We start from the raw sequence: 24,893 nt of genomic DNA, 5'->3' as shown, positions 1-24,893 counted from the left end.
TGTCAGCCGGAGTATCCCTCGACTTGGCCGGCGGGACGCACGCTTGCCTCCCGCGGGTCGCCGCCGGTCTCCCGCAGCGCCCGGCGCTGGCGCAGCAGATCCCAGCACTGGTCGAGTTCGATTTCGATGAGGCGCAGTCGTTCATGCTCCTCTGACTCGGAGATTTCGCGGTGCACAAGCCGCTCACGCAATGCCTTCTCCTCGGCGACAAGGTCGCGGATATGGGCCAGGGTTTCGCTGTCCGTCGGTTTCCGCCCATTAGCCATTGCTCCAGTGTGCCTGACATCGGTAATTGCTCTGGCGGGGAGTCGGTAGGCTGCATATCGCCAGGGGCACCGCGAGGGCTGTGCAACCAACTGACGCTAAGGAGAAGTGCGGGTGGGTAACGACGCGGGCTTGGCGAGGCGCCCGCACCCACCGAGGCGCCGAAGGAACCGAAATTCGAACGGCGCCCGCTGGGCGTTTCCTGGCTAATCGGCGTGGTGGTTATTCCATTGCTGTTGGCGGCCCTCGGTTACGGCGCCTACCAGCGTCCGACGTCGGTCAACGGGCCGACCGGTGAGCTCCCGACCGTTACGGCGAGTTCCGCTAAGCCAGATCGGCCCGAGTTGTCGTTGTCATTGCTGTCGGTGAGCCGCAGTGGCAATACCCTGACGCTAATCGGCGATTTTCCCAATTAAGATGCCAAAGCGGCGCTGATGACGTCGCTCAAGGGCCTGCTGAGTCAAAATGTCACCGTGGTCGATCAGATCCAGATCGATCCCAAGGTCCGCGCGCTTGATTTCTCCAACGCCGAACCTGTTTTCTCCGCCAGCGGGCCGATTCCGGATTTCACCCTCAAGGTGGAACGGGACACCATCACCTTGACCGGAACCGCCGCATCGCCGGACCAGAAGGATGCGGTCGGAAGCGCGGCAACGAGCGTTTGGCCCGACGTGAACGTGGAAAACCAGATCGAGGTCAAGGGGCAGCCTGCTGGCAGCACCCCTCCAACGGGTCCCGCGGCCACCGGCGCATGTGCCGACCTGCAGGCGGCCGTCACGGCGCTGACCGGTGGGGCGATCGCCTTCGGGAACGATGGGGTGAGCCTGACCCCGGACAGCAATAAGGTCCTGACTCAGGTGGTGGACAAGTTGAGGGCGTGTCCGGATGCCAAGGTGACGGTCAACGGCTACACGGACAACAGCGGCAGCGAAGGCCTCAACATTCCGTTGAGCGCTCAGCGTGCCCAGACGGTGGCCGACTTCCTCGTGGCCCACGGCGTTGCCACCGATCACATCACCGCCAAGGGTCTCGGCTCGGCGAACCCGATCGCCAGCAATGACACGGCCGAGGGCCGCATCAAGAACCGCCGTGTCGAAATCGTGGTCAGCTAAGGAGAATCCAGCGTGGATTTCGTGATCCAGTGGTTGTACTACCTGGCTGCCTTCGTTGTGGGCTCGGCCGTTGCCTGGGGGATTGTCACGGTGTCGATCAAACCGGTCGCCACCACAGCGGAGGCGGTAGAGGCCGAGCAGACCGAGCAAACCGAGCAGACCGAGCAGACCGAGCAAACCGTGCAGGCCGAGGAGCCGGATCCAGCCGAGTCCCACCAGACCGAGGTGGCGCAGTGATGGCCCATGTGCACTGGTGGTTGATAATCCTGTCGTTCCTACTCGGACTGGTATTGACCTGCGCCCTGATGGTCCGATCCACCAAATACCAAGTGGCAGCCGCTGCTTCGGGGGCCGGAGCCGACGCCGCAGACGCCGAGACCAAGCCCCCGGCGATGAAGACGGCGACCGCCGAGCCACGCGAAAAGAAGGCTGCCGCAGGCGAGGACGCGCCCAAGAAGAAGGTTCCCGGCGCGAAGAAGAAGACCGCCGCCGCGAAAAAGGCCGCCGCGCGCAAGATTGCTGGGGCCAGGAAGCGCCTAGTGAAGCGCATGGTGGGGGCCAAGCGAGTTCCGAAGAAAAAGGTTGCGCGGGCCAAGAGGGCACCGACCGAAAAGACCGCTGTTGCCGAGGAGTCCTCGGCTGACCGGCTGGCGCCGGGGCGGTTTGCCCCGTACGGCCCGGGTTCGGCCCGAGCCGATGCCGACGGCACTGGGCCCCAGGGCTGGGTCGTTAAGGGGCGCAACGACACCCGCCACTACTACACCCCCGAGGACTCGTCGTACGAGACGACGTGCGCTCAGGTCTGGTTTCAGGACGAAGCGGCCGCCGCGCGGGCATTCTTCACCGCGTGGAGCAAGAGCACGCTCTGGAAGTGACGCTGTTCGCGCTATCGGACTAGGTCCTGTCTGCTAATTGCGGACGCGGTGGTAGGTGATGATGGCGGCCAGGGTGACACCGCCGAGGTAGGTCAGGGCGTATTTGTCGTAGCGGGTGGCGACCGCGCGCCAGTGTTTGAGCCGGTTGAAGCTTCGCTCGACGGTGTTGCGGTGCTTGTAGATTCGGCCTGAGAACCCCGGAGGCCGTCCTCTGTTGCGGCCTTTGGCTTTGCGGCGGGTGATCTGGTCGCTGCGCTCGGGGATGGTATGGGCGATCTTGAGCCGGCGCAGCTGTGCCCGCGTCGAGTCATGGGAGTACGCCTTGTCCGCCAGCAGGCGAAACGGGGCGTATGAGTTGCTGCACCGGGCGGCCAGCAATGGCCAAAGCATCGGATTATCACCGGCTTGACCGGCCGACAGTGCCAGGGTGACCGGACTGCACAGCTGGTCGGTCAAGGCGTGGATCTTGGTAGTCAGCCCGCCGCGGGAACGCCCAATGGCGTGGTCATCGGGCTCATCGAGATATTTCTTGTAATTCGACAGATCCCCCTGTGCGGCGCCCGGGGCGCTCCGGCTGCGTGTTGGTGGGCGCGCACACTGGTCGAATCGACCGACAACAGTGCGCCCAGGTCGGCGTCCTCGGCGTCGAGGTCAGAGGCGATCGCCGCGAAGATCCGCGCGTAGATGCCATCGACCGACCAGCGTAGATGCCTCTCGGCCACCGATTGCCAGGGACCGAAGTGCTCGGGCAGGTCACACCACGGAGATCCCGTACGGTAACGCCAGATAATGCCCTCCAGAGTATGTCGATGATCGTTCCACGGCCGGCCACGCCGCCGCCCCGCAGGCAACACCGCCACGATCAGCGACCACAAATCATCAGAAATCGCATGCGTCCGCATCACCCAAACAGCATCAGCCAAAACACCATTCACATTAAGCAGACACGCCCTAGCTGGGGCCGGGAAGTTTCAGTAGCAGTCGCGCGCCGCCGAGTGGGCTGTTCTGCAGTGACGCGGTCCCGCCATGCAAGTGGGCTTGCTGGGCCACCAGGGCCAACCCGAGGCCGGAGCCCGAATGCGACGCCGTCGACCCTCGGGAGAACCGCTCGAACACCATCTGGCGCTCGGCTTCGGGGACACCGCTGCCGTTGTCGTCGACGGCGATCTCGACCCCGGCCCGTGAACTGACCGCGGACAGCTGGACCCGGGTGGACCCGCCATGTTTGACCGCATTGGCGATGGCGTTGTCCACGGCCAGCCGCAACCCCGCCGGCAAGCCGACGATGATGCAGGTCGGCGAGGGCACCAGCGACACATCGAGGTCGGGGTAAATGCGCATCGCGTCGTGGGCGGCACGGTCGAGCAACTCGGTGATGTCAACCGGCACATGGTCTTCGGATGTCGACAGTTCGCCCTGGGCCAACCGCTCCAGGGCACCCAGGGTGGCCTCGATTCGCGATTGCGTCCTAATCACGTCGTTGAGCACTTCTTTGCGCTGGTCGTCGGGAAGATCCAGGGTGGAAAGCACCTCGAGGTTTGTTCGCATGGCGGTCAGGGGAGTGCGCAGTTCGTGGGAGGACACCGCGGCGAAGTCGCGCGCCGAGGCCAGCGCCTCCTTGGTTCGAATCTGCTCATTCCAGATGCGCTGAAGCATGCCTCGCATGGCCTCGGCGATCTCGATGGCCTCGCTGGCGCCGTGCACTTCTACCCGCGGCGCCTCGTCTCCGGCATCGATCGAGCGGGTTTGCTCGGCGAGTTGTTTGAAGGGCCGCACCGCGAATACGGCCAGCAGCCAGGCAAATACCGTTGCCGCGCCGATGGCGAACGTACAGATCAACAGCACCCGGCGGTGCAGGTTGTTGGTCTCGGCGATGGTCGCGTCGTAGGTCGCGCCCACCGCGACCGATGTTGGCTCCGGTCCGGGGATCTCGACCGTCCGCACCCGGTAACGCACCCCCCGGATGTAGGTGTCGGCGTAGTCCTTTTGCAGCTTGGGCAGCGTGATGTCGGAGTTCGACTTGACCAGGTCGCCCCGGCGGACCGTGATCAGTGCGTCCTGGTCATTGGGGGAGCGCGGTATCTCGTCGAGGCCACGCGGCACGAACGGGATGGCGAAACCCGCGGCCTCGTCCAGCCGGCGGTCCAGCCGTTCCTTGCGGTCGTTGGTGATCCCGACCCAGACCACGATTCCGACGATGAGCACCGGAATCGCGGCGCCGATGGCCGTCGCGACGACCACCCGGGTGCGCAGCGAGGGCGTACGGGCGAAAATTCGCGACAAGATGTTCATCACTGTCATTGCACTCATTGCATCCTGAGCACGAATCCGACCCCGCGGACCGTGTGCAGTAGCCGCGGGCCGCCGTTGGCCTCCAACTTGCGGCGTAGGTAGCCGATGAATACGTCCACGACGTTGGTGTCGGCGGCGAAGTCATAGCCCCACACCAGTTCGAGTAGTTGTGCCCGCGACAGCACCGCCGTCTTGTGCTCGGCCAGGACCGCGAGCAGGTCGAACTCGCGCTTGGTGAGGTCGACGTCGACACCGTTGACCCGGGCCCGTCGGCCGGGGATGTCTACTTCCAGCGGGCCCACCGTGATGGTTTCCGATGAAGATGTCGCGGTGGCCCCGCGGCGACGCAGCAGCGCTTTGACCCGGGCCACCAATTCGGCCAGCACGAATGGCTTGACCAGATAGTCATCTGCGCCGGCCTCCAGACCGGCCACTCGGTCATCGACCGAGCTGCGCGCGGACAGCACACAGACCGGGACGTCGTTGTCCATGGCACGCAGTGCGGTAACGACACTGACGCCGTCCAGCACGGGCATGTTGATGTCGAGCACGATCGCGTCCGGCCGGGTCTCGGTGGCGCTGCGCAAGGCCTCGGCACCGTCGACGGCGGTCGATACTTCGAATCCGGACAGCCGCAGACCGCGCTCCAGCGAGGCGAGCACATCGGAATCGTCGTCGACCACCAAGACCCGAGGTGAGTTCGCACCAGTGTCCATGCCGCCCATTTTGCCTGATTGCCGGCTATGGCGGTGGGAGGGTAGGCGCCGGGTCGCGGCTAGCTATTTGGGAGCCACTGGCGCGAGCAGACGTGGAATCGCATCAAGATCGCAGATCTTGTGCGATTCCACGTCTGCTCGCGAGGGTCAGCGACCCGCTCAGACGGCGTCGGCGGCAGCACGGCCAGCGGCGCGCCCGGAGAAAATGCAGCCGCCCAGGAACGTGCCTTCCAGCGCGTTATAACCGTGCACGCCGCCGCCGCCGAACCCCGCGACCTCTCCCGCCGCATACAGGCCCGCGATCGGTTCGCCGTTGTTGCCTATCGCGCGCGACGACAGATCGGTTTGGATGCCGCCCAATGTTTTTCGGGTCAGGATGTGCAGTTTCGTCGCGATCAGCGGCCCCGCCTTGGGGTCGAGGATGCGGTGTGGCGCCGCGACGCGGCCGAGCCGGTCGCCAAGGGCGCGTCGCGCATTGCGGATCCCCTGAACTTGAACGTCCTTGCAGAATGGGTTGGCGACCTGCAGATCCCGCGCTTCGATCTGCCTGCGGATCGCGGCCGGATCCAGCAGCGGTTCGTCGGTCAGGCCGTTCATCTTCTCGACGAGTTCTTCCAGGCTGTTGGCGACGACGAAGTCGGCGCCGTGGCGCTTGAACGCCTCGACCGGACCGGTCGCGTCCTTGTTTAAAAACCGTTCTTGCAGAACGGCTTTGCGGCTCTTGCCGGTGATGTCGGGGTTCTGCTCGGAACCCGAGAGGGCGAACTCCTTCTTGATGATCTTCTGGTTCAAGATGAACCAGGAGTGGTCGTACTTGGCGATCTCGGGGGTGGTGCGCAGGTGGCGCAGGGTGCCCAAGGTGTCGTAGCCGGGCAGGTAGGGGGCCGGTAGCCGGCGCCCCAGTGCGTCGAACCACATCGACGACGGGCCGGGGATGATGCGGATGGCGTGCTTGGGCCAGATGGGGTCCCAGTTGTTGACGCCTTCGGTGTAGTGCCACATCCGGTCGCGGTTGACCAGGCGTACCCCGCTGTCGTTGGCGATGTCGAGCATCCGGCCATCGACATAGGCGGGCACGCCGGTGATCATCGAGGCTGGCGGGGTGCCCATCCGGTCCGGCCAGTATCGCCGCACCATGTCGTGGTTGCCGCCGATCCCGCCGGTGGTGATGATGACCGCCTGCGCCGACAGTTCGAACTCGCCTACCTCGTCGCGGTTGGACGGAGTGGCGCGCTCCGCGTCATCGGGCGCCAACACGGTGCCTTTGATCCCGGTGGCAACGCCGTCGATGATGACCAGCTCGTCAACGCGGTGCCGATTGTAGAAGGTCACCAGCTTGTCCATGGCGCTCTGTAGAGCGGAGTCGACAAACGGTTCCACGACGCCGGTGCCGGTGCCCCAGGCGATGTGGAAACGGGGAACGGAGTTGCCGTGGCCCTCGGCGCGCAGGTCGCCGCGCTCGGCCCATCCCACGGTGGGCATGAACCGGATTCCGAGGTCGGTCAGATAAGAGCGCTTCTCGCCGGCGGCGAACTCCACGTAGGCGCGCGCCCACTTGGTGGCCCAGAAGTCTTCATCGTCGGGCCGGTCGAACGCCGCGCTGCCGGACCAGTCGTTCCACGCCAACTCCAGGGAATCTTTGATTCCGAGGTGGCGCTGTTCGGGGCTGTCCACCAGGAAGAGTCCGCCGAACGACCAAAAGGCCTGACCGCCGAGGTTCTTCTCGTTCTCCTGATCGACCACCGCGACCTTCTTACCCCGGCGGGTGAGTTCGTGAGTGGCGACCAGCCCGGCCAAACCTGCACCGACGACGATGACATCAGCGTCCATCCGACAGCCTTCCTAGAGTTATGTGTGAGTATGCCCTACGCCCACACATCTGATACATTAATACATCGGATGCTTTGATGTATCGGAGTGTGATGTAGATGACACCGCAAGCCAACACTGCCACGCCGGCGCGCGTGACCAAGCGGCGCGCCGAGACTCGGGCCCGGCTGGTCGATGCGGCGTTCAGGGTGTTCGCAGACAAAGGGTTCGGGCACGTGCGCATCGAGGATGTGTGTGCGGCGGCCGGCTACACCCGGGGGGCGTTCTACTCGCAGTTCGACAGCCTCGAGGAACTCTTCTTCACCCTCTATGACCAGCGCGCCACCTTGATCTCCGAACAGGTCGGCACCGCCATGGCAAGCGTCGACGATCCCACCGACGTGCCCGGGACAGTGGATCGAATCGCCAGCACCTTGTTGCTCGACCGCGACTGGCTGCTCATCAAGACTGACTTCCTGATGCACGCCGCCCGCCACCCGGATCTCGCCCAACGCCTGGCGGCCCACCGGGCGCAGCTGCGTGCCGCAGTGGAAGACCGGCTTGCTGGCAGCGATGTCGAACTACCCGCAGCGATCGGCAGCGTTGCCGACGCCGCCCGCGCCGTGGTCGCCGCCTATGACGGGGTCAGCATTCAACTTCTACTGGACGGCGACCAGGACGCGGCACGAGCTTGGCTCAGTCAACTTCTTGGCGTGGTGTTGATCCGCTGAGACCTGGCGGTGCTGCGCGGGTCGGCTGAGGCGGATTGCCAACTCGACGGCTTGGGGGTCAAGCGGACTTGGGCAGCCTGCCGGTTTCCTGGTTGGCGGGTGTCTGCGGTTTCCAGCCCGGCGGTCCGAAGACGTAGCCGAGTCGATCGCGTAGTCGAGTTGCTGAGCGCCAGTCTCGGACTATCGCCGCGTATTCGTTGGTTTGTAGCTTCCAGATGTTGAAGGTGTGGACCGGTTTTGTGAGTCCGTAGTGTGGGCGGAATTCTTCGGCCTGGAATGTGCCCAGCATGCGATCCCAGATGATGAGAATTCCGCCGAAATTCTTGTCTAGATACTGTCAATGGCCAAGTTGAAGTATCCGCTGGTGGCCAGATAGAAGTATCCACCCCGGGCGGTAGTTCCTAGGTTGGTGTGGGTTGCTCCTTCCGGTGCTGGGCGTCCTTCATGCGGTAGGAGTCGCCGTCGGTGATGACGAGGCTGGCGTGGTGTAGCAGGCGGTTGAGGATGCTGACTGCGGTGGTCTGCTCGGGCAGGAACCGGCCCCATTGTTCGAAGGGCCAGTGTGACCCGATGGCCAGGCTGCGGCGTTCGTAGGCGCCGGCGACCAAGCGGAACAGCAGTTGGGTACCGGTGTCATCGAGTGGGGCGAAGCCGAGTTCGTCCAAGATGATCAGGTCGACCCGCAGCAGCGATTCGATGATCTTGCCGACGGTGTTGTCGGCCAGGCCGCGGTAGAGGGTCTCGACGAGATCAGCGGCGGTGAAGTAGCGGACCCTGAGCCCGGCGTGGATCGCCGCGGTCCCCAACCCGATCAGGGTGTGGGATTTGCCGGTGCCGGCCGGGCCGATGATCGCCAGGTTCTGTTGGGCCCGTATCCATTCCAGACTTGACAGGTAGTCGAAAACCTTCGGCGGGATCGACGAGGCGGCCACGTCGAAGGACTCCAACGTTTTCGAGACGGGGAACGCGGCGGCCTTGAGCCGGTTGACGATGTTGGAGGCATCCCGGGCGGCCAGTTCGGTCTCGACGAGCGTGCGCAGCACTTCCTCAGGAGTCCAGCGTTGGGTCTTGGCGGTCAGCAAGACCTCGGTGCGCTGCGCCGCACCGCGGCCAACTTCAACCGCCGCAGCCCGGCATCCAGATCAGCGGCCAGCGGCGGCAACGACGGCGGCGCCACGGGTTCGACGGCAGTCGTTGGTGATGTCGTGGTCATGAGATCACCTCGTCATCGGCTCCGACGGGTCCGATCTTGTAGGCGTCCAGGGAACGCATCGGGGCGACCGGTAGGTCCAGAATCAGCGCATCCCCGGCAGGGCGGGGTTGTGGGGTTCCGGTGCCCGCGGCCAGGATGGAGCGCACGTCGGCGGCCCGGAACCGGCGAAACGCCACCGCCCGGTGCAGCGCCGCGATCAGCGCGTCGGTGCCGTGGGCGGCCCCCAGGGCGAGCAGGATCTCCAGCTCTGCGGCTAGGTCCTGTCTGCTAATTGCGGACGCGGTGGTAGGTGATGATGGCGGCCAGGGTGGCACCGCTGAGGTAGGTCAGGGCGTATTTGTCGTAGCGGGTGGCGACCGCGCGCCAGTGTTTGAGCCGGTTGAAGCTTCGCTCGACGGTGTTGCGGTGCTTGTAGATTCGGCCTGAGAACCCCGGAGGCCGTCCTCTGTTGCGGCCTTTGGCTTTGCGGCGGGTGATCTGGTCGCTGCGCTCGGGGATGGTGTGGGCGATCTTGAGCCGGCGCAGCTGTGCCCGCGTCGAGTCATGGGAGTACGCCTTGTCCGCCAGCAGGTGAAACGGGGCGTATGAGTTGCTGCACCGGGCGGCCAGCAGTGGCCAAAGCATCGGATTATCACCGGCTTGACCGGCCGACAGTGCCAGGGTGACCGGACTGCACAGCTGGTCGGTCAAGGCGTGGATCTTGGTAGTCAGCCCGCCGCGGGAACGCCCAATGGCGTGGTCATCGGGCTCATCGAGATATTTCTTGTAATTCGACAGATCCCCCTGTGCGGCGCCCGGGGCGCGCTCCGGCTGCGTGTTGGTGGGCGCGCACACTGGTCGAATCGACCGACAACAGTGCGCCCAGGTCGGCGTCCTCGGCGTCGAGGTCAGAGGCGATCGCCGCGAAGATCCGCGCGTAGATGCCATCGACCGACCAGCGTAGATGCCTCTCGGCCACTGATTGCCAGGGACCGAAGTGCTCGGGCAGGTCACACCACGGAGATCCCGTACGGTAACGCCAGATAATGCCCTCCAGAGTATGTCGATGATCGTTCCACGGCCGGCCACGCCGCCGCCCCGCAGGCAACACCGCCACGATCAGCGACCACAAATCATCAGAAATCGCATGCGTCCGCATCACCCAAACAGCATCAGCCAAAACACCATTCACATTAAGCAGACACGCCCTAGGCGGGTGTTGCCGATCGCCGCGGCGCCGACGAGGAATGCCTCGGCGTCCGCGCCGAGGGCGCAGAACTGCTTCTCCACGCTGGTCTTGGGCCGCGGGCCCCGACTCGGTGCCAGCCTTGGCCCGTCGTAGTGCTCATCGAGGATCGACGCTGAGTCTGGGGCGACCAGTTCGTGTTCGGCCACGATCATCCCGGTAGCCGGTTCGACCAGGCAGACCGCGCCGTGATCGACCACCACTGCCACGGTGGTGCCGATCAGCCGGGTGGGTACCGAGTAGCGGGCCGAGCCGTAGCGCACACAGGAGAGTCGGTCGACCTTGTGCAGCACCGTGGGCGCCCCGATCTGTAAGCGCAACGATGGAAGTGGTTGCAGTACTTGGCGTTCGGAGACCAACCGTTCGTCGGGAATCGCCTGAATCTCCGAGTGCGCCAGGGCATTGACCTCGTCGCACCACGCCGCGCAGCGGCGTTGGCGGCCCGGATGTCGATCGGCACGCCGTCGACAGCGGACTGGGTCAGCAGCGGCACCGCCAGGTCGCGTTGGGCATAGCCGCACAGGTTCTCCACGATGCCCTTGGATTGTGGGTCGTTGGCGTGACAGAAGTCCGGGGCGAACCCGTAATGGGTGGCCAGTCGGATGTAATCCGGGGTCGGGACGACCACATTGGCGACTACCCGCCTTTGAGGCAGGCCATCCGATCAGCCAGCACCCACGCCGGGACCCCGCCGATCGCCGACAGGGTTTCGGCGATCAACGCCAGCGTGGTCGAGGCCTTCTGGTCGGCGGCGAAACGCACGAATCGCCACCGGGAGAATGCCAGCACCGCGCAGAACAGGAACAATCCCGGTGCCGCTTGGGCCCAGTCGATCACCAGGTACTGCCCTGGTGACCATACCGCTGGACGGCGCCCGCAGTGATTGGCGCTGCGCCACAACGTCTTCGCCTCGGCAACAAGACGCCGGAAGTTGCGATCCGAGCCTTGGTAGCCTGCGGTGCGGGCGATCGGCAGCAGCCGCTTGGCCGAGATCCGGCCTCCAGATTTCTCGACACGTTCGGCGACCAGCTCGGCCACCGAATCGTAGTTGTGCCCTCGTTCGGCCCGCCGTGCCGGCGGTATGCCGGCCTGGTCGGCCTCGAATTTGTCGATGATCTTCTTGACGGTGCGATGCGTGGTGCCGCACGCGTCGGCGGCGGCCCGGTACGACCCGAGCTGTTGATCGGCAGAAATGATGTCCATGCGGTCCTTCACAGACTTCAATGGAACTCCCCGGTGGTGATGGCCATTGGTTGGCGCCTTCACCGTCACCATCGGGGCCCACAGTTCCTGATCGACACGACGAACACGGGGTGGATACTTTTATCTGGCCAAAACTGGATACCTCGACTTGGCCACCAGTGGCTACTTTTTCATGGCCACGGACACCAGGCGGCTGCGGCCGCCAGCATTGGCCCGGACCCCGTGCCAGCGAATATCCGTAGCGAATTGATCTCTGGCGGCAACACCGAAAAGTTCATCACTGTCGTCCTCGTACCAGTGCCTTCTCAGCGTCGGGGGCAATTGCTCGTTGTCACCGTGGCGCTATTTGAAAGCGTAATTTTAATGACTGACTTGGCGGCATGTTGCCGCCTTTGAAGAGAAAAGCTCGACCGCATCGTCGACGCGGTGGCGTCGGCCGGGCTCGGATGCCCGCGGTTTGCGCGACGCCCGTGACCAGTGTTTCGCGTCAGGGTGGGGACGTGTTCATTTGCGGTCCTTCGCGGTAGTCAGGCCGAAGACGGTTCGGATGATTCGCGAAATATTTGCATTCGCTCGCGGCTACCAATCCCAACCACGCATCCAAACCTAGGAATCAGGCCCGGATTCCAACAGTCGCAACGGGTGCAGGCCATCAACCGCGCCAACGAACGGGGGATGGATGCTGTAGCCGAGCATCCGGCGAATGTCGTCGGAGACCGCTCGGGCAATTTCGCGCGATATTGACAGGGTATAGGCCTCCATCGGGCGCAGCCACGGTTCGCAGTACTGGGCGGTGACGGCCAGACGCTCGCTGGTGCTGGTATTGGCGCCACCACCATGCCAGAGGGTACCGACGAAGAAGACGCACGAGCCGGCAGGCATCACGACGGGCAGCACCTGATCGTCCGGGCCCGGCGGACGTCTGCCCCAACGATGGCTGCCGGGGATGACCACCGTGGCGCCATTGTCGGCGGTGAAGTCGTCGATCGCCCAGATCGTCGCCGCCGCCAAGGGTGCCCTGGGCCGCGGAATCGGGTAGAACCCGTCGTCATGGTGGGGTAGCTGCGCGTCTTCTCCGGGCAGAATGTTGATCGCCTGCAATGCCGAAAGCAGGTAGTTGGGCATCAATATCCGATCGAGCACCGCCAGCACCCGTGGATGATCGGCAAGCCGGTCGCACACTCGCGTCCTGCTCAACACGCTGTAGATGCGTTGGGTGCGCCGGCCCTCAAATGAGTTACGTCCGGTGTGCTCGAGCCAGGGTCGCACGACCTCTCGGATCAGCCGGCACTGCTCGGCACTGAGCAGGTTCTCCCAGATGACGAAGCCGTCGCGGTCGAGGGCCGCCATGTCGGCCTCGATGGTCGCGCTGTCGACCGAGCTTCCGCCGCTTGGCGTCCATTTGTGGCGGTGCGCCAGATCGCCCTTGAGGTCTTCCAAGCTTGTGACGGCTTCGTCATCAATGCTCATTGGCACTCGTCCTTTTCCCGCTGGCACCAACGGCGGCCAGCCCTGCGCGGCGACGGCTCGCACCACCACAGTAAGCCGACGATGGCCGGAAATGGGTCAGACCAGGCGGCGGCTGACGGCTCGATCTGTACCCTGGCGCCATGAAGACGTTGCTGTCAGCCCTGTCGCTGGTGATCGCGCTCGCTGGTCCAGCCGCACTTCCGGGCATTATCGCCATGGCCCAGGCCGAACCGGTCATGTTCGAGCCCGACTGGCCCAATCACCAGGAGCAAGCCGAACAAACGATATGCCTGGCTCTGGCGCAAGGCTGGCCACGCACCCAGATTGTCGACGTCGCCGAACACGCAAACGACATCGACCAGACGGGACTGAGCGTGCCTGAGGCCGCCCGGCTGGCCGACACGTGGATCGACGAGGCGCACAACACCCTTTCCCCAACACTTGCCCTGGATTGACCGTTCGGCGGCGCCGCACCTTCTTACTGGCCAGCTATCAGCTGCATACCAACTTCGACTCAGATCTGCGACATTCCCTCGTCCCGCCCTTGTCGGCCCGTGCAATCGCCTGTGTACTCGGTGAGGTCAGGGCTCATCGAATGCCCGGAGATCGGCCGCGATGAAGTCTGCGACAACGCATTCCGGGGAGAGGAGGCAGTGCTTCCATGCGAATAGTTGGTTGGGCAGCGACGGTCGCTGTCCTGGCCGCCTTGAATCCGCTGGCGCCACCGGCACAAGCGGAACCGACCTGTGGGGTCAACCTCAATGCCCCAGAGATCCAGGCAGCGATCAAGTCATTGCCAACCCTGCCGCAGAGCTACCCGTGGGACACCAATCCGCGCAGCTTCGATCCGAGTAGCAACTACAACCCGTGTTCCACACTGTCGGCTGTCATCATCAGCGTTGAAGGCGCGACGGGCAGCTCACCGGACCTCGTTCTGCTTTTTCACAACGGCACCTCCGCCGGTATTGCCACCACAAAGGCGTATTCGTTTACGACGCTGAATGCGGCGAAGACAACCGATGACACGGTGGCGCTCGACTACAAAGACGGCAGAGACGTCTGCACGGCGTGCCCCGGACCGATCACGACGGTGAGGTACGAGTGGAAGGGCGACCACGTCGCGATGTTGGACCCGGCGCCGGCTTGGTGACCCACGCCTGTCGTCAGTCCTGGTTTCGGGCGCCGGTCAGCGACTGGATGGTCTGTATTTCGCTCTCCCGGTAGGGCCGTCCGTCGGGTTGCAGAAGATCGCTGAACCATACCTTCGGGGGCTTGGTGTACGGATGATCCCAGGAATCCCACGGTAGGTAGGTCTGAGTCTTACCGGCGACCAAACCCCAATTGAAGGCGCCGACGTTGCGACGCTTGGCGATTGGTAGCACCCCCTCGACACTGCTGCCCTGGGAGCGCGCCAGGTACTCGGTGCAGATGATCGGCCGCCCCAGCGGCGCAAGTCCGTCGATACGGGCCTCAAAGCCGGCCGGTGCCGCGTAGCTGTGAAATGTGATGACGTCGGCATTGTCGAGCTGGATGCTGGCGATGGTGGAGCGCTTGCCCGGATCCGACCAATTTCCCTGCCAGACACCGCTTGTCAAGGGCTGGCTGGGATCGACCTCGCGCGCCCACTGGAACACCTGGGGGAGTAGCTCCGCGACCCGCTCCAGCTTGTCCTTTCTCTCCACCTTTCGGTACACCTTCGCCGGATTGTCGGGCTCATTCCACAAGTCCCAGCCCAATACGCGGTTGTCGTTGCGGAACTGGTTCAACACTCCAGTCACGTAGCCGTGCAGAACGGCCTGGTAGCTGGGGTCGCCGAGGTGTTCGGCGCCGGGGCTTTGCACCCAACCCGAGTTGTGCACGCCGGGCCTTGGCGCACGCTGCTGACCCAGCTTGGGGAACGGGTCCCAACAGGAGTCGAACAAGACGAAAAGAGGTTTGATGCCGTGGCGCGCCGCGATGGCGACGAATTGTGCCAGCCGAGTCTGAAAGCCCCTTTGATCCGAGGCCCACAGCTGATCGTGCAGGAAGACTCGCATGCTGTTGAACCCGATCAACCGGGCCAAGCCCAGCTCTCTGTCGATGCGCCGCGGATCGTAGGTGGCGGGCTGAAACATCTCGAGCTGATTGATGGCGTTGGCGGTGATGTAGTTGGCGCCGACGATCCAGCCTTGGGTCTGGTACCAGGTGTTGGCGCGCTCAGCCGACCACCGGCCTGCCGCAGCGGTGGCGCGGGGGGTCTGGGCCAGCGCGGCGCCGGCCGCCAGCAGCAGCGGCAGTTTGAGAGCCGTTCGACGTTGCACCAAGTGACGATAATTTCGCGGGCGATCTGTCCGGTCTTGCGCGCTGACGTGTCTAGGCATGCTTATCGATTCGCAACAACCTGGGATTGCAAATTGTTATCTCCTGAACACCATCCAGGCTACCCGGCCGGCGGGGTGAAGTCTCGGCGCAACGCCGTGGATTGTCTTGTGCCACACCGGCCGAGCGCACTGTGTAGGATGGCGTGAGCGTCTTGTCGAAGACGTCTCGGGAGACTCTGTGGTGCCGCGCGTCTGCGCGCTCAGTTTGGCGCGGCTACCGCGTCGCCGAAGCCGGGCCCGGCTTCGGGTGTGACATTGCGTGCGGTGATCTCCTCGCCGCAGTGGGCGCAGATCAGGCGCGGCTCGACGAACTGGCCGCAATGGTGACGCAACACAATCGGTGGGCCGTCGGGGTTCGGCAAGTGCTTGTCTCCCCACTGCATGAGGACGACGATCGCGGCGAACAGTTCGTGGCCGGTGTCGGTCAGCCGGTACTCGTGGCGCTCCGGATCCTGGGAGTAAGGCACCCGGTCCAGCAGGCCCGCATTGACGAGCATCCGCAGCCGCGATGACAGGGTGGGGCGCGGAATGTTGAGGTTGCGGGCGAGCTGGCCGAAGCGCTGCACGCCGAAGAACGCCTCGCGCAGGATCAATAGGGTCCAGCGCTCGCCGACCAGCTCGAGGGCACGGCCAACCGACTCCCCTTCGAAGCGGTGGGACAGATCGGCGGCGCCCATAGTTCAACAACTGTACCCGGTTCAATTTCTGAACCATGGTGGTAACTTGACGGAACCGCCGTCATTACCAGGAGTCCTGATGAATCAGCCGGACCTGAGCGCCGCACCACTGCGCAGAGCAGATAGCGAGATGGAGAACCTCGCCGAGAAGATCGCCCTGACGGCGCGGGAGATGTCGGCGGAGATCGACCGCGATCGCAGACTGCCCGACGAATTGGTGGCGCGGCTTGGCGAGGCAGGATTGCTGCGCGCCACGATGCCGCGCGAGGTACAGGCGGCGGAGCTGGCCCCCGGACCGGCGCTGCGGTGTGCCGAGGCGGTGGCGCGCGGCGATGCTTCAGCGGGATGGTGCGTGTCGATCGCGATCACCAGCGCGTTGTTGGTCGCCTATCTGCCGGCGTCCAGTCGCGACGAAATGTTTGGTGCCGGGCGAAGTGTCGCCGCGGGTGTGTGGGCGCCGCGCGGTAAGGCGAAGTCGGTCGACGGCGGTGTTGTGGTGTCCGGGCGCTGGCCGTTCTGCAGTGGGATCAACCACGCGGACATGATGTTCGCCGGTTGCTTCGTGGAGGGTCAGCCGGTGCCATCGGTGGTGGCGCTACCCAAAGACGATCTGCGCGCCTTGGACACCTGGAACACCCTGGGGTTGCCCGGTACCGGCAGTCACGATTGCGTTGCCGAGGAGGTCTTCGTCCCCGCCGATCGGGTGTTCTCGGTGTTCGACGGTCCCACCATTGACAGGCCGCTGTATCGCTTCCCGGTGTTCGGCTTCTTTGCGCTGTCGATCGGGGCGGCGGCGCTGGGCAACGCGCGCGCCGCGATTGACGACCTGGTCGAGTTGGCCGGCGACAAGAAAGGGCTGGGGGCCAAGCGCACCTTGGCCGAACGGCCGGCCACCCAAACGGCGGTCGCGACGGCCGAGGCGGCGCTCGGTGCGGCGCGCGCACTGTTTTACGAGGCGATCGACTCGGCCTGGCAAGCTAGCCACAATCCCGACCCGGTGCCGGTGGCGCTGCGCAACCGGCTACGGCTGGCGGCCACCCACGCGGCGCGGACCTCTGCCGACGTCGTGCGCACCATGTATGACCTGGCCGGGAGCAGCGCGATCCACGATGGCTCACCACTGCAACGCCGGTTTCGCGACGCGTTTACCGCCACCGCCCATTTCCAGGTCAACGAGGCATCCCGCGAACTGCCGGGGCGCGTCTTGCTCGGCCAGCACTGCGATACCTCGATGCTGTGACCGATTTAGAAGTCGCCCTACCGTTTTGGCTGGACCGGCCCGACGACGAGGCGATGGAGGTGGCGCTGGCGGCGTCGAAGGCCGGTTTCGACGTGCTTTGGGTTGGGGAAATGGCCACCTACGACGCGTTTGCCCTTGCCACCGCGATAGGGCTGCATGCACCCGGAATGGGCTTGAAGATCGGGCCGCTGGCCGTAGCCGTTCGCGGCCCGGTGGGGCTGGCGCTGGGCGTGAGTTCGGTCGCCTCTCTCACCGGTAGTCGGGTCGATATCGCCCTGGGCGCCTCCAGCCCGGCGATCGTGGCCGGTTGGCATGATCGGCCGTGGGCACACCACGTGCCGGTGATGCGGGAAACCATTGAATGCCTGCGGTCGATACTGGGTGGGGCGCGCGTCGACTACCACGGGCGCCATGTCGCCAGCCACGGCTTCCGGCTGCGCAACCCGCAGCCGGAGGCTCGAATTGCGTTGGGGGCCTTCGGCCCTGGCATGATTCGCCTGGCGGCAAAGCACGCCGATGAGGTGGTGCTCAACCTCGCATCGCCGGCTCGGGTGGCAGAGGTTCGTCACGCCATCGACTCCGTGGCCGCCGCGGCGGCAGTTCGCGCCGCACCGCGGCTGACGGTATGGGTGCCCGTTGCCGTTGATCCCGGTGCCGCCGCGCACGCTCAGCTGGCGGCGCAGCTGGCGGTCTATCTCGGCCCGCCCGGATATGGCGAAATGTTCAGTGCATTGGGCTTTGACCGCCTCGTCGGCGCCGCGCGCGCCGGGGCGAGTCGCCGGGAGCTGGCTGCCGCCATCCCCGTCGAACTGCTCGAGCAGGTGGGGGCATTGGGCACCGCCGAGCGAGTCGCGGCCCGGCTGCGGGACTACGAAGAGGCCGGCGCGGACTGCCTGGCGCTGGTGCCCTGCACTGCCGAAGATCCGGCGGGCCGGGCAACGCTGAACGCACTGTCGAGGAAGGGGGAATCGTGACGCTGGTCAATACCGTGTGCCGGCTGGCCGCGCGCCCGATCGGATTGCCCAAGCCATCGGACTGGGAAGTCGCCGACGAACCCGTTGGCGGTCCGGCCGATGGCGAGTTTTTGGTGCGCGTTGAGTATCTGTCGTTCGATCCGGCGATGCGGACGTGGATGAACGCGGGGCGGTCCTACGTGGCACCGGTGCAGATCGGCGAGGTGATGCGCGCGGGCGGCATCGGGCGCGTGATCGATTCTCGCCACCCGGATTTCGCGGCCGGCGACGAGGTGTACGGAACGTTCGGGGTGCAGCGTTACGCGCATTCCGACGGTAGCGGTGTGACGCGCGTGGACACCACCCTCGCGCCGGCCCCGGTGCATCTGGGCGCCCTGGGCATCAGCGTTATAACGGCCTACTTCGGGCTCCTCGACGTCGGTCGCGCGCAACCCGGTCAGACCGTCGTCGTCTCCGGAGCCGCCGGTTCGGTGGGCAGCATCGTCGGACAGATAGCCCGGATTGTGGGCTGCCGGGCGATCGGCATCGCCGGCGGTGAGCAGAAATGTCGCCGGCTGGTAGAGGAGCTTGGCTTCGACGCCGCCATCGACTACCAAGCCGGGGATCTGCGCCGTCAGCTGAAGATGCATGCCCCTAACGGCATTGACGTCTTTTTCGACAACGTCGGGGGAGAGGTGCTCGAGGCGGGGTTGTCACGTCTGGCCCGCGGAGCGCGTGTCGTAATTTGCGGAGCCATCTCCCAGTACAACGCCGCCGGGGAGCTGCACGGGCCGGCCAACTACATGCAGTTGCTGGTCGCACGCGCCTCGATGACCGGGTTCGTGGTCTTCGACTACGCGGATCGATATGGCGAAGCCGTTGGGCAGCTAGCGAATTGGCTGGCTAGCGGTGAGCTGCGCGCCCGCGAGCAGGTGGTTGCGGGCGATGTCGGCGACTTTCCTGAGGCGCTGTTGGCGCTGTTTCGGGGTGAGAACACCGGCAAACTCGTGCTCGCGCTGCGCTAGCGATCCGGACGGATCGGACCGTCATGATAGCGGCCATTCATGGACTGGGGCCCCGCTGCGCGCGTGCTCGACGTATCGCCGGGTGATCTCGTGCAGCGCCGAGATGCGTTCCAGTCCGCGTTCTTCGAGGCGGCGCACCGTCGCCGTTTGCCAGGCCGCGCCGGTGCGGCCGCTGCGAACCCGCGCTTCGATGACACCGAGGTACCGGTCGCGGTCGTGGGCGTCCACGCCCCACGCGTCGAGTCCGGTCGCGGCGGCGGGCAACAGGACATCTCGGGTGAGCTGCGCTGCGGGCTGGTCGGTGCCCTGCCAACTCAATTGCGCCGCCAGCCCGTCGCGTGCCGCGCGGTGCAGGTCTCGCTCGGCCACCGCGAAGGGGATCTGTTCCCACGGAGTGCGGTCACTGTCTGCGATTGCGCGCACCAGCCCGTAGTAGAAGGCGGCATTGGCGACCATGTCGACGGCGGTGGGCCCGCTGGGCAGCACCCGGTTCTCGATTCGCAGCTGCGGGCTGCCGCCCCTGGACGTCGTAAACGGGGCGGTTCCACTGCCACACCGTGCCGTTGTGCAGCCGAAGCTCATGGAGCACCGGAGCTCGCCCTGCCTCGAGGGCAGCGTCGGGATCTTCTGCCTCCAGGGTTGGGAACAGCGGCGGGTACTCGCGCACCAGGTGGTCGAAGAGGCCCACGGGGTCGCTGATCCACCCCTCCCCGAGCCGGACGCGCGCCGGTGCGCTGGCCTTGACCTCGCTGGGGCGGCGGGAGTCGAGTAGCTGCTCCACCAGCGTGATTCGGGTCTCCTGCCAGGCGTGCCGGCCGAGCAGGAAGGGGGAATTGGCGGCCACCGCGACCTGCGCTCCGGCGATCAGTTGGGCCGCGTTGAAGTAGGCCGCAAATCGGTCCCGGTGCGCCCGCAAGTGCAGCTGCAGGCTGGTTGCGGAGGCTTCGGGCGCGACCGAGTCGGTGGTGAATTCGACCGGCTCGGGTGCGTCGCTGATGTGCACCCGGAACGGCCGGTGTCGAGCGGTGCGGATGCGGCGGCTCAGCAGCTCGTAGCGCGGGTTGGTGGAGAGCCGTTCGGCGGTCATGTGGTCGGCGCTCAGGGTGGGAAGCATGCCAACCGCGATCAGGCGGGTGCCCAGGCTTTCGATCCGCGCGCCGGACCCGTCGAGCACGTCGGCCAGAAGTTGTTCGCTGTCCCGGAGCACGTGGCCCGTTAGCGGGTGGGCGGCAGTTTCAACTCGACATTGAACTGGCCAAGCTCGTGCTGCATATCGGTTCGGTCCAGGGCCTGTAGAACCGCGTCGTTGACCAGTCGCGGCCGGCCCAGCGGGTCCACCAGGTCGAGTTCCACCTCCATGCCGATGGTGTCTTCGTGGCCGGCAAACCAGCCGGCCTCGATCATTTGCCGCAACACCGCGACTGAACGCGTGAGCCGGCGCCGGACGTCATCTCCGTGCCCGAGAATCAACGCGGACGCGTCGATGCGATCACCCACGGGCCTACCTTCCCTCCCGCACACCCGGCCATCAGTTGTTTCTGCCGGTATACCTAATTCGCAAACTAGGCGTCATCGCGGGGTTTGGCGACTCGGACCCAGGATTGGGGGTGGGCGCCCACGGAAGGCCAGCACATACGCCACTCCCGCTCGGTGATCCCGCCGAGCGCCGTGCGGTCGGGTTCTTCGGTGGTATCGGGCGCGCGGCGCCTCGCGGCGATCGTGTCCTCGGCACGGCGCACCGAGTCCATGAACTCCAGGACCGCTGCCCGCAGCTCGCCTTCCGCATCGATGTCAGGTGACACCAGGACGGAGGTGAGCGTCGCCGGGACCAGGTCCATCGGCAGGCCAGCCCTGACTGCGCGTTCGATCACCTTCTGGGCCAGAGCCAACGCGGGCTGACCATGAAACAGATCGTGCATCACCGAGCCCGCCTGTTTGTCTGCCTTTTTGCCCTTCTCCCACTGCGCCACCTGCTCCTGGAATGAGGGCGAATTGCCCGCCAGCACTCCGCGGCGCCGGTTGCCCAGCTTGCGTATCAGGGTGTCGGCCACGTCATCGATGGTGAAGGGTCGTCGCGGTGCGTCCTGCGCGATCCTAGCCTGGAAAAGTACCTGCAGGAGCAAGGCGCCGAGTTCTTCGCGTAGCTGGTCGGCATCTGCGCTACTCAGCGCATCCAGCAGCGCATAGGTTTGGCTCAGCAAATAGTGGCTAACCGAGACGTGGGTCTGCGCGGCTTCCCACGACCCAGCTGTGCGTAGTTCGTCCATTGCCGCAACGGCATCGATCAGGCGCTCACCGCACTGTGGGTGCGGTATGGAGATCAGCCGGTCACCGGCGGCCAAACGTGCCGTAATCGCAGGATGTGTGGGATCGGAGGACAACAACACGGTGGCGTTGCCTCCGGCGCGCACGGGGCGCGCCGCGGGCAGCAGCCGAGTCAACGCGGCCGGTACTTCCTCGGTGTACTGCACCTGCTGCCGCAGCACCTTGAGGGCTTCCATTGGTACCAGCAAATGATGTGGGTCAATCAGTACGACAGTCATCACACAGCCGGCTTCGCGTTCGACGGTGACATGGCAGCCGTTGCGGCCACTGCATTTGGCGCTGATTCAACCCGCGTCGGGGAGCCTCATGATGCCCGCCGCCAGGCGCCCAACACCGCTTCGATGATGGCCGTGCGGTGGGCCGCGGTGGACGCCGTGGCATCGAGCCAACGCACCCTGCGGTCTCGCCGAAACCACGACCGCTGCCGTCGGACATAGCGTCGAGTGGCCAGACAGGTTTGTTGGCGCGCATGATCCAGGGCTTGAGTGTCTGCGCCGGCCTTGAGCGCCTCCATGACTTGGGCGTACCCCAACGCGCGTGCAGCGGTGACCCCCCTGGCCAGGCCGCAGGGGAGCAGCGAGATCACCTCTTCGATCAGACCTCGATCGAACATGGCTTTGGTTCGTGCCGCTAATCGTTCATCAAGAACCTTTGTCTCGCAATCCAATCCGATGATCGCGCTATCCCAGCGAGGGCTGCCGATACGTGGAGCGGAGGCGGCATACGGGCGGCCGGTGATTTCGACCACTTCCAGCGCACGCACCGTACGGCGGGCGTCGTTGAGCGGGATGACCGCGGCCGCGGCAGGGTCGCGGCGGACCAGCTCGGCATGCAACCTGGCCGGCCCGACCTGAGCGAGACGTCGCTCCCAGCGGGCTCGGATCGCTGGGTCTTTCGCCGGAAAAGCCCAGTCATCGAGCAGCGACTGGACGTAGAGCATCGAGCCCCCGACCAGCAGCGGCAGCGCTCCGCGTGAGGCGATCGCTTCGATGTCAGCGGCAGCCGAACGCTGGTAGCCCGCGACAGTGGCGGTTTCGGTGACGTCGAGCACGTCGAGTTGGTGATGCGGTATGCCGCGGCGCTGGGCCAGCGGCACCTTGCCGGTGCCGATATCCATGCCGCGGTAAAGCTGGTACGCGTCGGCGTTCACGATCTCCACGGCGATCTTGCCGCTGAGTCGGTCCGCAATCTCGATCGCTAAGTCCGACTTGCCGGTTCCCGTTGGTCCGATGATCGTTAGTGGTCTCATATCCTCTGCCTGCTATCTCGCCTCAACAGCGCCTGTCGGAGGGTCAGCAGTGGGGCGAATCGATGTCGGCATGCGTGCCATCCCGTGCTCCCCTGCGGTGGTCCTGCTTGCTAGCGGTGACACCACAAGGGTTACGTTCGGCGGCCGCGCTGGGATCAGTCAAATGGCCTAATAATGCGCATGGGTCCGCTCTGAGACGCTGGCCTCCCCAGACGACGCGAACGCCGACCGAGTTGATGGGCAGAGGTTGCTGAATGCGCTGTCGACGTCGGTCGTGACGATGAGCCGATCGATCGCGGCGGTGTGCACGAAGCCTTGCTGCCGCAGTTCTTCGAGCCAGTCGAGCAGTCCGCGGTAGTGTCCGGCAGGGTCCAGCAGGACTACGGGTTTGTGATGTATGCCGAGGCTGGCCGCGGTCCAGCATTCGAGCAGCTCTTCGAGGGTTCCCAGGCCGCCGGGCAGCGTCAGGAACCCGTCAGCGCGTTCGCCCATGAGGTGTTTGCGTTGGGTGAGTGTGTCGGTGACGATCAGCTCGTCGGCACCGAGGTCAGCAAGTTCGGATTGCAGGAGAATTCTCGGGATTACGCCTGTGGTGTGGGCTCCGGCGGTTCTGGCCGCGCGGGCCACCGCGCCCATCATGGCGATGGCGCCGCCTCCAGAGATCAATCGCCATCCGCGTCTACCGATTTCGGTGCCCACGGCGGCGGCCAGGCTCAGGTCGGCGGGGTTGTCGCCGCCGGAAGCGCAGTACACGCAAATCGTCGGACGGTCATCGGTTCGAGCGCGCCAGGCAGCTCTGGGCCCAGCCGCAACGAATCCCGCCTCCTCGAGCAATCCGGTGACCCGCGCGGATTCGTCGGCGTCCGGCAGGGAGCCGCCGCTGTGCAGATCGTAGATTCGGCTGGCCGTGCGTTGTGCCGGCAGGTCTCGAGTCACAGACCGTCCTCCAGTACCTTCCTCGAACTGACCAGAAGTTGTCCGCTGACGCGGGTCAACTTGTCGTGGATCACGCAACTTTGGGCGATCGCCGGCTTGGCACCGGGACGAGTGTTGATTTCGATCAGATAGGCAGATGCCTCGATCACGCGGGCGCTACCCGACACCAAGTCGATCATCGACAGCCAGTGCCGTCGTTGGATCGCATCCCCAGCTCTGCTGTCCCACTTCAGCAGGGCTTTCTCGATTGCTGCGCGTGTCGAGACCGGGCCGGCACCGGGAATGTGCTCGAACGTCGCGTCCTTGGTGAACGTCTTTGCGTGGGAGCCGATGTCGCGGAGGTCCAATAGCCGCATCTGCCGTGCGTAAAACTGCTGTACCTCCGCGTACAGGCAGCTGTGCAGCGCCCTGCCCCGCGGCCAGGAGAACAAGCGCAAGCGATTCGCTGACGGGATCACGCCGCCGTCACTGCCTTCAGGTGCAACAGCGCGGGCAACACGATGTTGGTGTGGCGGTGCAGTTGGCACCTCTCGGTCAATGTCAGCCGTGGTAGCCGACGCATCAGAGTTCCCACTGCGATCTGGCATTCGAGGCGGGCCAAGCGTGCCCCAAGGCAGTAATGAATTCCGGCGCCGAACATGACCGCTGCGCTTCGGGCACGGGTGATGTCGAATCGGTCCGGCTCCTCGAACACCTTCGGATCCCGGTTGGCTGCGCCTACGAAGGCGATCAGCGGTTGTCCCGCACGAATGTGCGCGCCGCCGAGCGTGACGTCTTCGATGGGCTTGCGTGCCGCCGTGGACTGAACCGAGCCGTTGAAACGCAAACTTTCGTTGACCGCAGCTGCCATCAGCTCCGGATGCGCCCGCAGCAATGCCAGCTGGTCAGGGCGCGTCCACAGATCCGCGATCATGTTGCCGATCTGCGCAACCGTCGTCCCGTGCGCGGCGAACATGAGCTGCACACAAAGGGCCAGCAGTTCTTCGTGCGTCAGCTGACCGGCCTCGCGGGCCGCGATCAGGGCGCTGATCAGCCCCGGTCGTGACCGATCGTGGCTGGCCGCGGCGGTCTCGAAGAACCACAGCATGTTCGCGGCGGCATCGTCGGCTCTCGCTATGGCCGCAGGTTCCTTGCGCAGATCGAACCCATCGCCAAACCGAGAGACCCACACCGGAAGGTCCGGATGCAACTCGTCGGCGTTCAAGCCCAGCATCGCTG

23 protein-coding genes and 8 pseudogenes are annotated in these 24,893 nt (G+C 65.2%); 9 read left to right on the top strand and 22 right to left on the bottom strand.

The window, feature by feature from the left end; genetic code table 11:
* Nucleotides 1-2: 2 nt before the first annotated feature.
* Nucleotides 3-266: a DUF2630 family protein gene (locus G6N41_RS25470; RefSeq protein WP_011738616.1), complete on the bottom strand. Its 264-nt coding sequence runs from the start codon at nucleotides 264-266 to the stop codon at nucleotides 3-5.
* Between the two features lie 189 nt (nucleotides 267-455).
* On the opposite strand from G6N41_RS25470, the pseudogene arfA reads away from it, so the two are divergent.
* The 3 genes and pseudogenes from arfA to arfC all read left to right on the top strand — a co-directional run bounded on the left by arfA (nucleotide 456) and on the right by arfC (nucleotide 2,251).
* Nucleotides 456-1,376: pseudogene (gene arfA, locus G6N41_RS25465) on the top strand (channel-forming protein ArfA/OmpATb).
* A 12-nt stretch (nucleotides 1,377-1,388) separates the two neighbouring features.
* Entirely contained in the window at nucleotides 1,389-1,613 is a 225-nt protein-coding gene (arfB, locus tag G6N41_RS25460; protein WP_198966017.1) for a channel accessory protein ArfB, read from the top strand.
* On the top strand, nucleotides 1,613-2,251 hold the full coding sequence (arfC, locus tag G6N41_RS25455; RefSeq protein WP_198966016.1) for a channel accessory protein ArfC, sunset domain variant: 639 nt from the start codon (nucleotides 1,613-1,615) through the stop codon (nucleotides 2,249-2,251). The genes arfB and arfC overlap by 1 nt, the downstream gene beginning before the upstream one ends.
* Before the next feature lie 33 nt (nucleotides 2,252-2,284).
* On the opposite strand, the pseudogene G6N41_RS25450 reads toward arfC, so the two are convergent.
* The 4 genes and pseudogenes from G6N41_RS25450 to G6N41_RS25435 all read right to left on the bottom strand — a co-directional run bounded on the left by G6N41_RS25450 (nucleotide 2,285) and on the right by G6N41_RS25435 (nucleotide 7,089).
* Nucleotides 2,285-3,156: pseudogene (locus G6N41_RS25450) on the bottom strand (IS5 family transposase).
* 46 nt (nucleotides 3,157-3,202) lie between these two features.
* Nucleotides 3,203-4,543: a two-component system sensor histidine kinase PrrB gene (gene prrB / locus G6N41_RS25445; protein WP_198968024.1), complete on the bottom strand. Its 1,341-nt coding sequence runs from the start codon at nucleotides 4,541-4,543 to the stop codon at nucleotides 3,203-3,205.
* A gap of 14 nt (nucleotides 4,544-4,557) precedes the next feature.
* Nucleotides 4,558-5,268, bottom strand: coding sequence for a two-component system response regulator PrrA (gene prrA, locus G6N41_RS25440; RefSeq protein ID WP_012396175.1), 711 nt, complete (start codon nucleotides 5,266-5,268; stop codon nucleotides 4,558-4,560).
* 150 nt (nucleotides 5,269-5,418) lie between these two features.
* Nucleotides 5,419-7,089 carry an FAD-binding dehydrogenase gene (locus G6N41_RS25435; RefSeq protein WP_198966015.1) on the bottom strand — a complete coding sequence of 557 codons (1,671 nt, stop codon included), beginning with the start codon at nucleotides 7,087-7,089 and terminating at the stop codon, nucleotides 5,419-5,421.
* A gap of 98 nt (nucleotides 7,090-7,187) precedes the next feature.
* On the opposite strand from G6N41_RS25435, the gene G6N41_RS25430 reads away from it, so the two are divergent.
* Nucleotides 7,188-7,799: a TetR/AcrR family transcriptional regulator gene (locus G6N41_RS25430; protein ID WP_116268150.1), complete on the top strand. Its 612-nt coding sequence runs from the start codon at nucleotides 7,188-7,190 to the stop codon at nucleotides 7,797-7,799.
* 58 nt (nucleotides 7,800-7,857) lie between these two features.
* On the opposite strand, the pseudogene G6N41_RS25425 reads toward G6N41_RS25430, so the two are convergent.
* The 7 genes and pseudogenes from G6N41_RS25425 to G6N41_RS25395 form a co-directional block, all read right to left on the bottom strand.
* Nucleotides 7,858-8,133, bottom strand: a pseudogene (locus tag G6N41_RS25425) (sterol desaturase family protein); the annotation flags it as partial.
* Between the two features lie 67 nt (nucleotides 8,134-8,200).
* Nucleotides 8,201-9,012 (bottom strand): annotated as a pseudogene (gene istB / locus G6N41_RS25420) (IS21-like element helper ATPase IstB).
* A pseudogene (locus G6N41_RS25415) lies at nucleotides 9,009-9,269 on the bottom strand (IS21 family transposase); the annotation flags it as partial. The pseudogenes istB and G6N41_RS25415, both read right to left, overlap by 4 nt.
* A 10-nt stretch (nucleotides 9,270-9,279) precedes the next feature.
* Nucleotides 9,280-10,153: pseudogene (locus G6N41_RS25410) on the bottom strand (IS5 family transposase).
* Between the two features lie 47 nt (nucleotides 10,154-10,200).
* Nucleotides 10,201-11,461 (bottom strand): annotated as a pseudogene (istA, locus tag G6N41_RS25405) (IS21 family transposase); the annotation flags it as partial.
* A 164-nt stretch (nucleotides 11,462-11,625) separates the two neighbouring features.
* A pseudogene (locus G6N41_RS25400) lies at nucleotides 11,626-11,718 on the bottom strand (PPE domain-containing protein); the annotation flags it as partial.
* Nucleotides 11,719-12,046: 328 nt separating this feature from the next.
* The gene (locus tag G6N41_RS25395) at nucleotides 12,047-12,910 is read right to left on the bottom strand and encodes a phytanoyl-CoA dioxygenase family protein (RefSeq protein WP_198966013.1); all 864 of its coding nucleotides are present in this window, start codon (nucleotides 12,908-12,910) and stop codon (nucleotides 12,047-12,049) included.
* 140 nt (nucleotides 12,911-13,050) lie between these two features.
* Between G6N41_RS25395 and G6N41_RS25390 the strand changes: the two genes are divergently transcribed.
* Nucleotides 13,051-13,365: a hypothetical protein gene (locus G6N41_RS25390; protein WP_198966012.1), complete on the top strand. Its 315-nt coding sequence runs from the start codon at nucleotides 13,051-13,053 to the stop codon at nucleotides 13,363-13,365.
* A gap of 251 nt (nucleotides 13,366-13,616) precedes the next feature.
* Nucleotides 13,617-14,060, top strand: a complete 444-nt coding sequence (locus G6N41_RS25385; RefSeq protein ID WP_231608712.1) for an LppP/LprE family lipoprotein — start codon at nucleotides 13,617-13,619, stop codon at nucleotides 14,058-14,060.
* 13 nt (nucleotides 14,061-14,073) lie between these two features.
* On the opposite strand, the gene G6N41_RS25380 is transcribed toward G6N41_RS25385, so the two are convergent.
* Together G6N41_RS25380 and G6N41_RS25375 are read right to left on the bottom strand one after the other, a co-directional pair.
* Nucleotides 14,074-15,210, bottom strand: a complete 1,137-nt coding sequence (locus G6N41_RS25380) for a cellulase family glycosylhydrolase (protein ID WP_198968023.1) — start codon at nucleotides 15,208-15,210, stop codon at nucleotides 14,074-14,076.
* A gap of 260 nt (nucleotides 15,211-15,470) precedes the next feature.
* Complete coding sequence (locus G6N41_RS25375) at nucleotides 15,471-15,947, bottom strand: winged helix-turn-helix transcriptional regulator (protein WP_012393391.1); 477 nt, start codon at nucleotides 15,945-15,947, stop codon at nucleotides 15,471-15,473.
* Between the two features lie 79 nt (nucleotides 15,948-16,026).
* Between G6N41_RS25375 and G6N41_RS25370 the strand changes: the two genes are divergently transcribed.
* Genes G6N41_RS25370 through G6N41_RS25360 form a run of 3 tightly spaced genes read left to right on the top strand, consistent with a single transcriptional unit; the run spans nucleotide 16,027 to nucleotide 19,165 of the window.
* Complete coding sequence (locus G6N41_RS25370; protein WP_407663693.1) at nucleotides 16,027-17,187, top strand: acyl-CoA dehydrogenase family protein; 1,161 nt, start codon at nucleotides 16,027-16,029, stop codon at nucleotides 17,185-17,187.
* Complete coding sequence (locus tag G6N41_RS25365; protein WP_198966011.1) at nucleotides 17,184-18,161, top strand: LLM class F420-dependent oxidoreductase; 978 nt, start codon at nucleotides 17,184-17,186, stop codon at nucleotides 18,159-18,161. Before G6N41_RS25370 ends, G6N41_RS25365 begins: the two co-directional genes overlap by 4 nt.
* Nucleotides 18,158-19,165, top strand: a complete 1,008-nt coding sequence (locus G6N41_RS25360; protein ID WP_198966010.1) for an NADP-dependent oxidoreductase — start codon at nucleotides 18,158-18,160, stop codon at nucleotides 19,163-19,165. The genes G6N41_RS25365 and G6N41_RS25360 overlap by 4 nt, the downstream gene beginning before the upstream one ends.
* 21 nt (nucleotides 19,166-19,186) lie before the next feature.
* Here the strand turns inward: G6N41_RS25360 and G6N41_RS29280 are convergent, their stop codons facing one another.
* The 8 genes from G6N41_RS29280 to G6N41_RS29265 all read right to left on the bottom strand — a co-directional run bounded on the left by G6N41_RS29280 (nucleotide 19,187) and on the right by G6N41_RS29265 (nucleotide 24,888).
* Entirely contained in the window at nucleotides 19,187-19,588 is a 402-nt protein-coding gene (locus G6N41_RS29280; protein WP_231608711.1) for a hypothetical protein, read from the bottom strand.
* Nucleotides 19,566-20,372: a hypothetical protein gene (locus tag G6N41_RS29275; RefSeq protein WP_231608710.1), complete on the bottom strand. Its 807-nt coding sequence runs from the start codon at nucleotides 20,370-20,372 to the stop codon at nucleotides 19,566-19,568. The genes G6N41_RS29280 and G6N41_RS29275 overlap by 23 nt, the downstream gene beginning before the upstream one ends.
* Nucleotides 20,373-20,380: 8 nt before the next feature.
* Nucleotides 20,381-20,662, bottom strand: coding sequence for a hypothetical protein (locus G6N41_RS29270; RefSeq protein ID WP_231608709.1), 282 nt, complete (start codon nucleotides 20,660-20,662; stop codon nucleotides 20,381-20,383).
* 65 nt (nucleotides 20,663-20,727) lie between these two features.
* On the bottom strand, nucleotides 20,728-21,708 hold the full coding sequence (locus G6N41_RS25350; protein ID WP_198968021.1) for a nucleoside triphosphate pyrophosphohydrolase: 981 nt from the start codon (nucleotides 21,706-21,708) through the stop codon (nucleotides 20,728-20,730).
* A gap of 86 nt (nucleotides 21,709-21,794) precedes the next feature.
* Nucleotides 21,795-22,739: a tRNA (adenosine(37)-N6)-dimethylallyltransferase MiaA gene (gene miaA / locus G6N41_RS25345; protein ID WP_198966009.1), complete on the bottom strand. Its 945-nt coding sequence runs from the start codon at nucleotides 22,737-22,739 to the stop codon at nucleotides 21,795-21,797.
* A 168-nt stretch (nucleotides 22,740-22,907) separates the two neighbouring features.
* Complete coding sequence (locus G6N41_RS25340) at nucleotides 22,908-23,498, bottom strand: LOG family protein (RefSeq protein ID WP_231609051.1); 591 nt, start codon at nucleotides 23,496-23,498, stop codon at nucleotides 22,908-22,910.
* 173 nt (nucleotides 23,499-23,671) lie between these two features.
* The gene (locus G6N41_RS25335; RefSeq protein ID WP_198966007.1) at nucleotides 23,672-24,133 is read right to left on the bottom strand and encodes a nuclear transport factor 2 family protein; all 462 of its coding nucleotides are present in this window, start codon (nucleotides 24,131-24,133) and stop codon (nucleotides 23,672-23,674) included.
* Nucleotides 24,130-24,888: a cytochrome P450 gene (locus tag G6N41_RS29265; protein WP_231608707.1), complete on the bottom strand. Its 759-nt coding sequence runs from the start codon at nucleotides 24,886-24,888 to the stop codon at nucleotides 24,130-24,132. The genes G6N41_RS25335 and G6N41_RS29265 overlap by 4 nt, the downstream gene beginning before the upstream one ends.
* Nucleotides 24,889-24,893: the final 5 nt, after the last annotated feature.

It is taken from the genome of Mycobacterium shottsii (assembly GCF_010728525.1).
In the GTDB taxonomy this organism is placed as follows: Bacteria; Actinomycetota; Actinomycetes; order Mycobacteriales; family Mycobacteriaceae; genus Mycobacterium; species Mycobacterium marinum.
This window is presented reverse-complemented; position numbering and strand designations above follow the sequence as displayed.

Excerpts from the sequence above, each read along its gene's own strand:
- G6N41_RS25470 (WP_011738616.1), bottom strand. The coding sequence starts at position 266 with ATGGCTAATGGGCGGAAACCGACGGACAGCGAAACCCTGGCCCATATC.
- arfC (WP_198966016.1), top strand. The coding sequence starts at position 1,613 with ATGGCCCATGTGCACTGGTGGTTGATAATCCTGTCGTTCCTACTCGGA.
- prrB (WP_198968024.1), bottom strand. The coding sequence starts at position 4,543 with ATGAACATCTTGTCGCGAATTTTCGCCCGTACGCCCTCGCTGCGCACC.
- prrA (WP_012396175.1), bottom strand. The coding sequence starts at position 5,268 with ATGGGCGGCATGGACACTGGTGCGAACTCACCTCGGGTCTTGGTGGTC.
- G6N41_RS25435 (WP_198966015.1), bottom strand. The coding sequence starts at position 7,089 with ATGGACGCTGATGTCATCGTCGTCGGTGCAGGTTTGGCCGGGCTGGTC.
- G6N41_RS25430 (WP_116268150.1), top strand. The coding sequence starts at position 7,188 with ATGACACCGCAAGCCAACACTGCCACGCCGGCGCGCGTGACCAAGCGG.
- G6N41_RS25395 (WP_198966013.1), bottom strand. The coding sequence starts at position 12,910 with ATGAGCATTGATGACGAAGCCGTCACAAGCTTGGAAGACCTCAAGGGC.
- G6N41_RS25390 (WP_198966012.1), top strand. The coding sequence starts at position 13,051 with ATGAAGACGTTGCTGTCAGCCCTGTCGCTGGTGATCGCGCTCGCTGGT.
- G6N41_RS25375 (WP_012393391.1), bottom strand. The coding sequence starts at position 15,947 with ATGGGCGCCGCCGATCTGTCCCACCGCTTCGAAGGGGAGTCGGTTGGC.
- G6N41_RS25370 (WP_407663693.1), top strand. The coding sequence starts at position 16,027 with ATGAATCAGCCGGACCTGAGCGCCGCACCACTGCGCAGAGCAGATAGC.
- G6N41_RS25350 (WP_198968021.1), bottom strand. The coding sequence starts at position 21,708 with ATGACTGTCGTACTGATTGACCCACATCATTTGCTGGTACCAATGGAA.
- miaA (WP_198966009.1), bottom strand. The coding sequence starts at position 22,739 with ATGAGACCACTAACGATCATCGGACCAACGGGAACCGGCAAGTCGGAC.
- G6N41_RS29265 (WP_231608707.1), bottom strand. The coding sequence starts at position 24,888 with ATGCTGGGCTTGAACGCCGACGAGTTGCATCCGGACCTTCCGGTGTGG.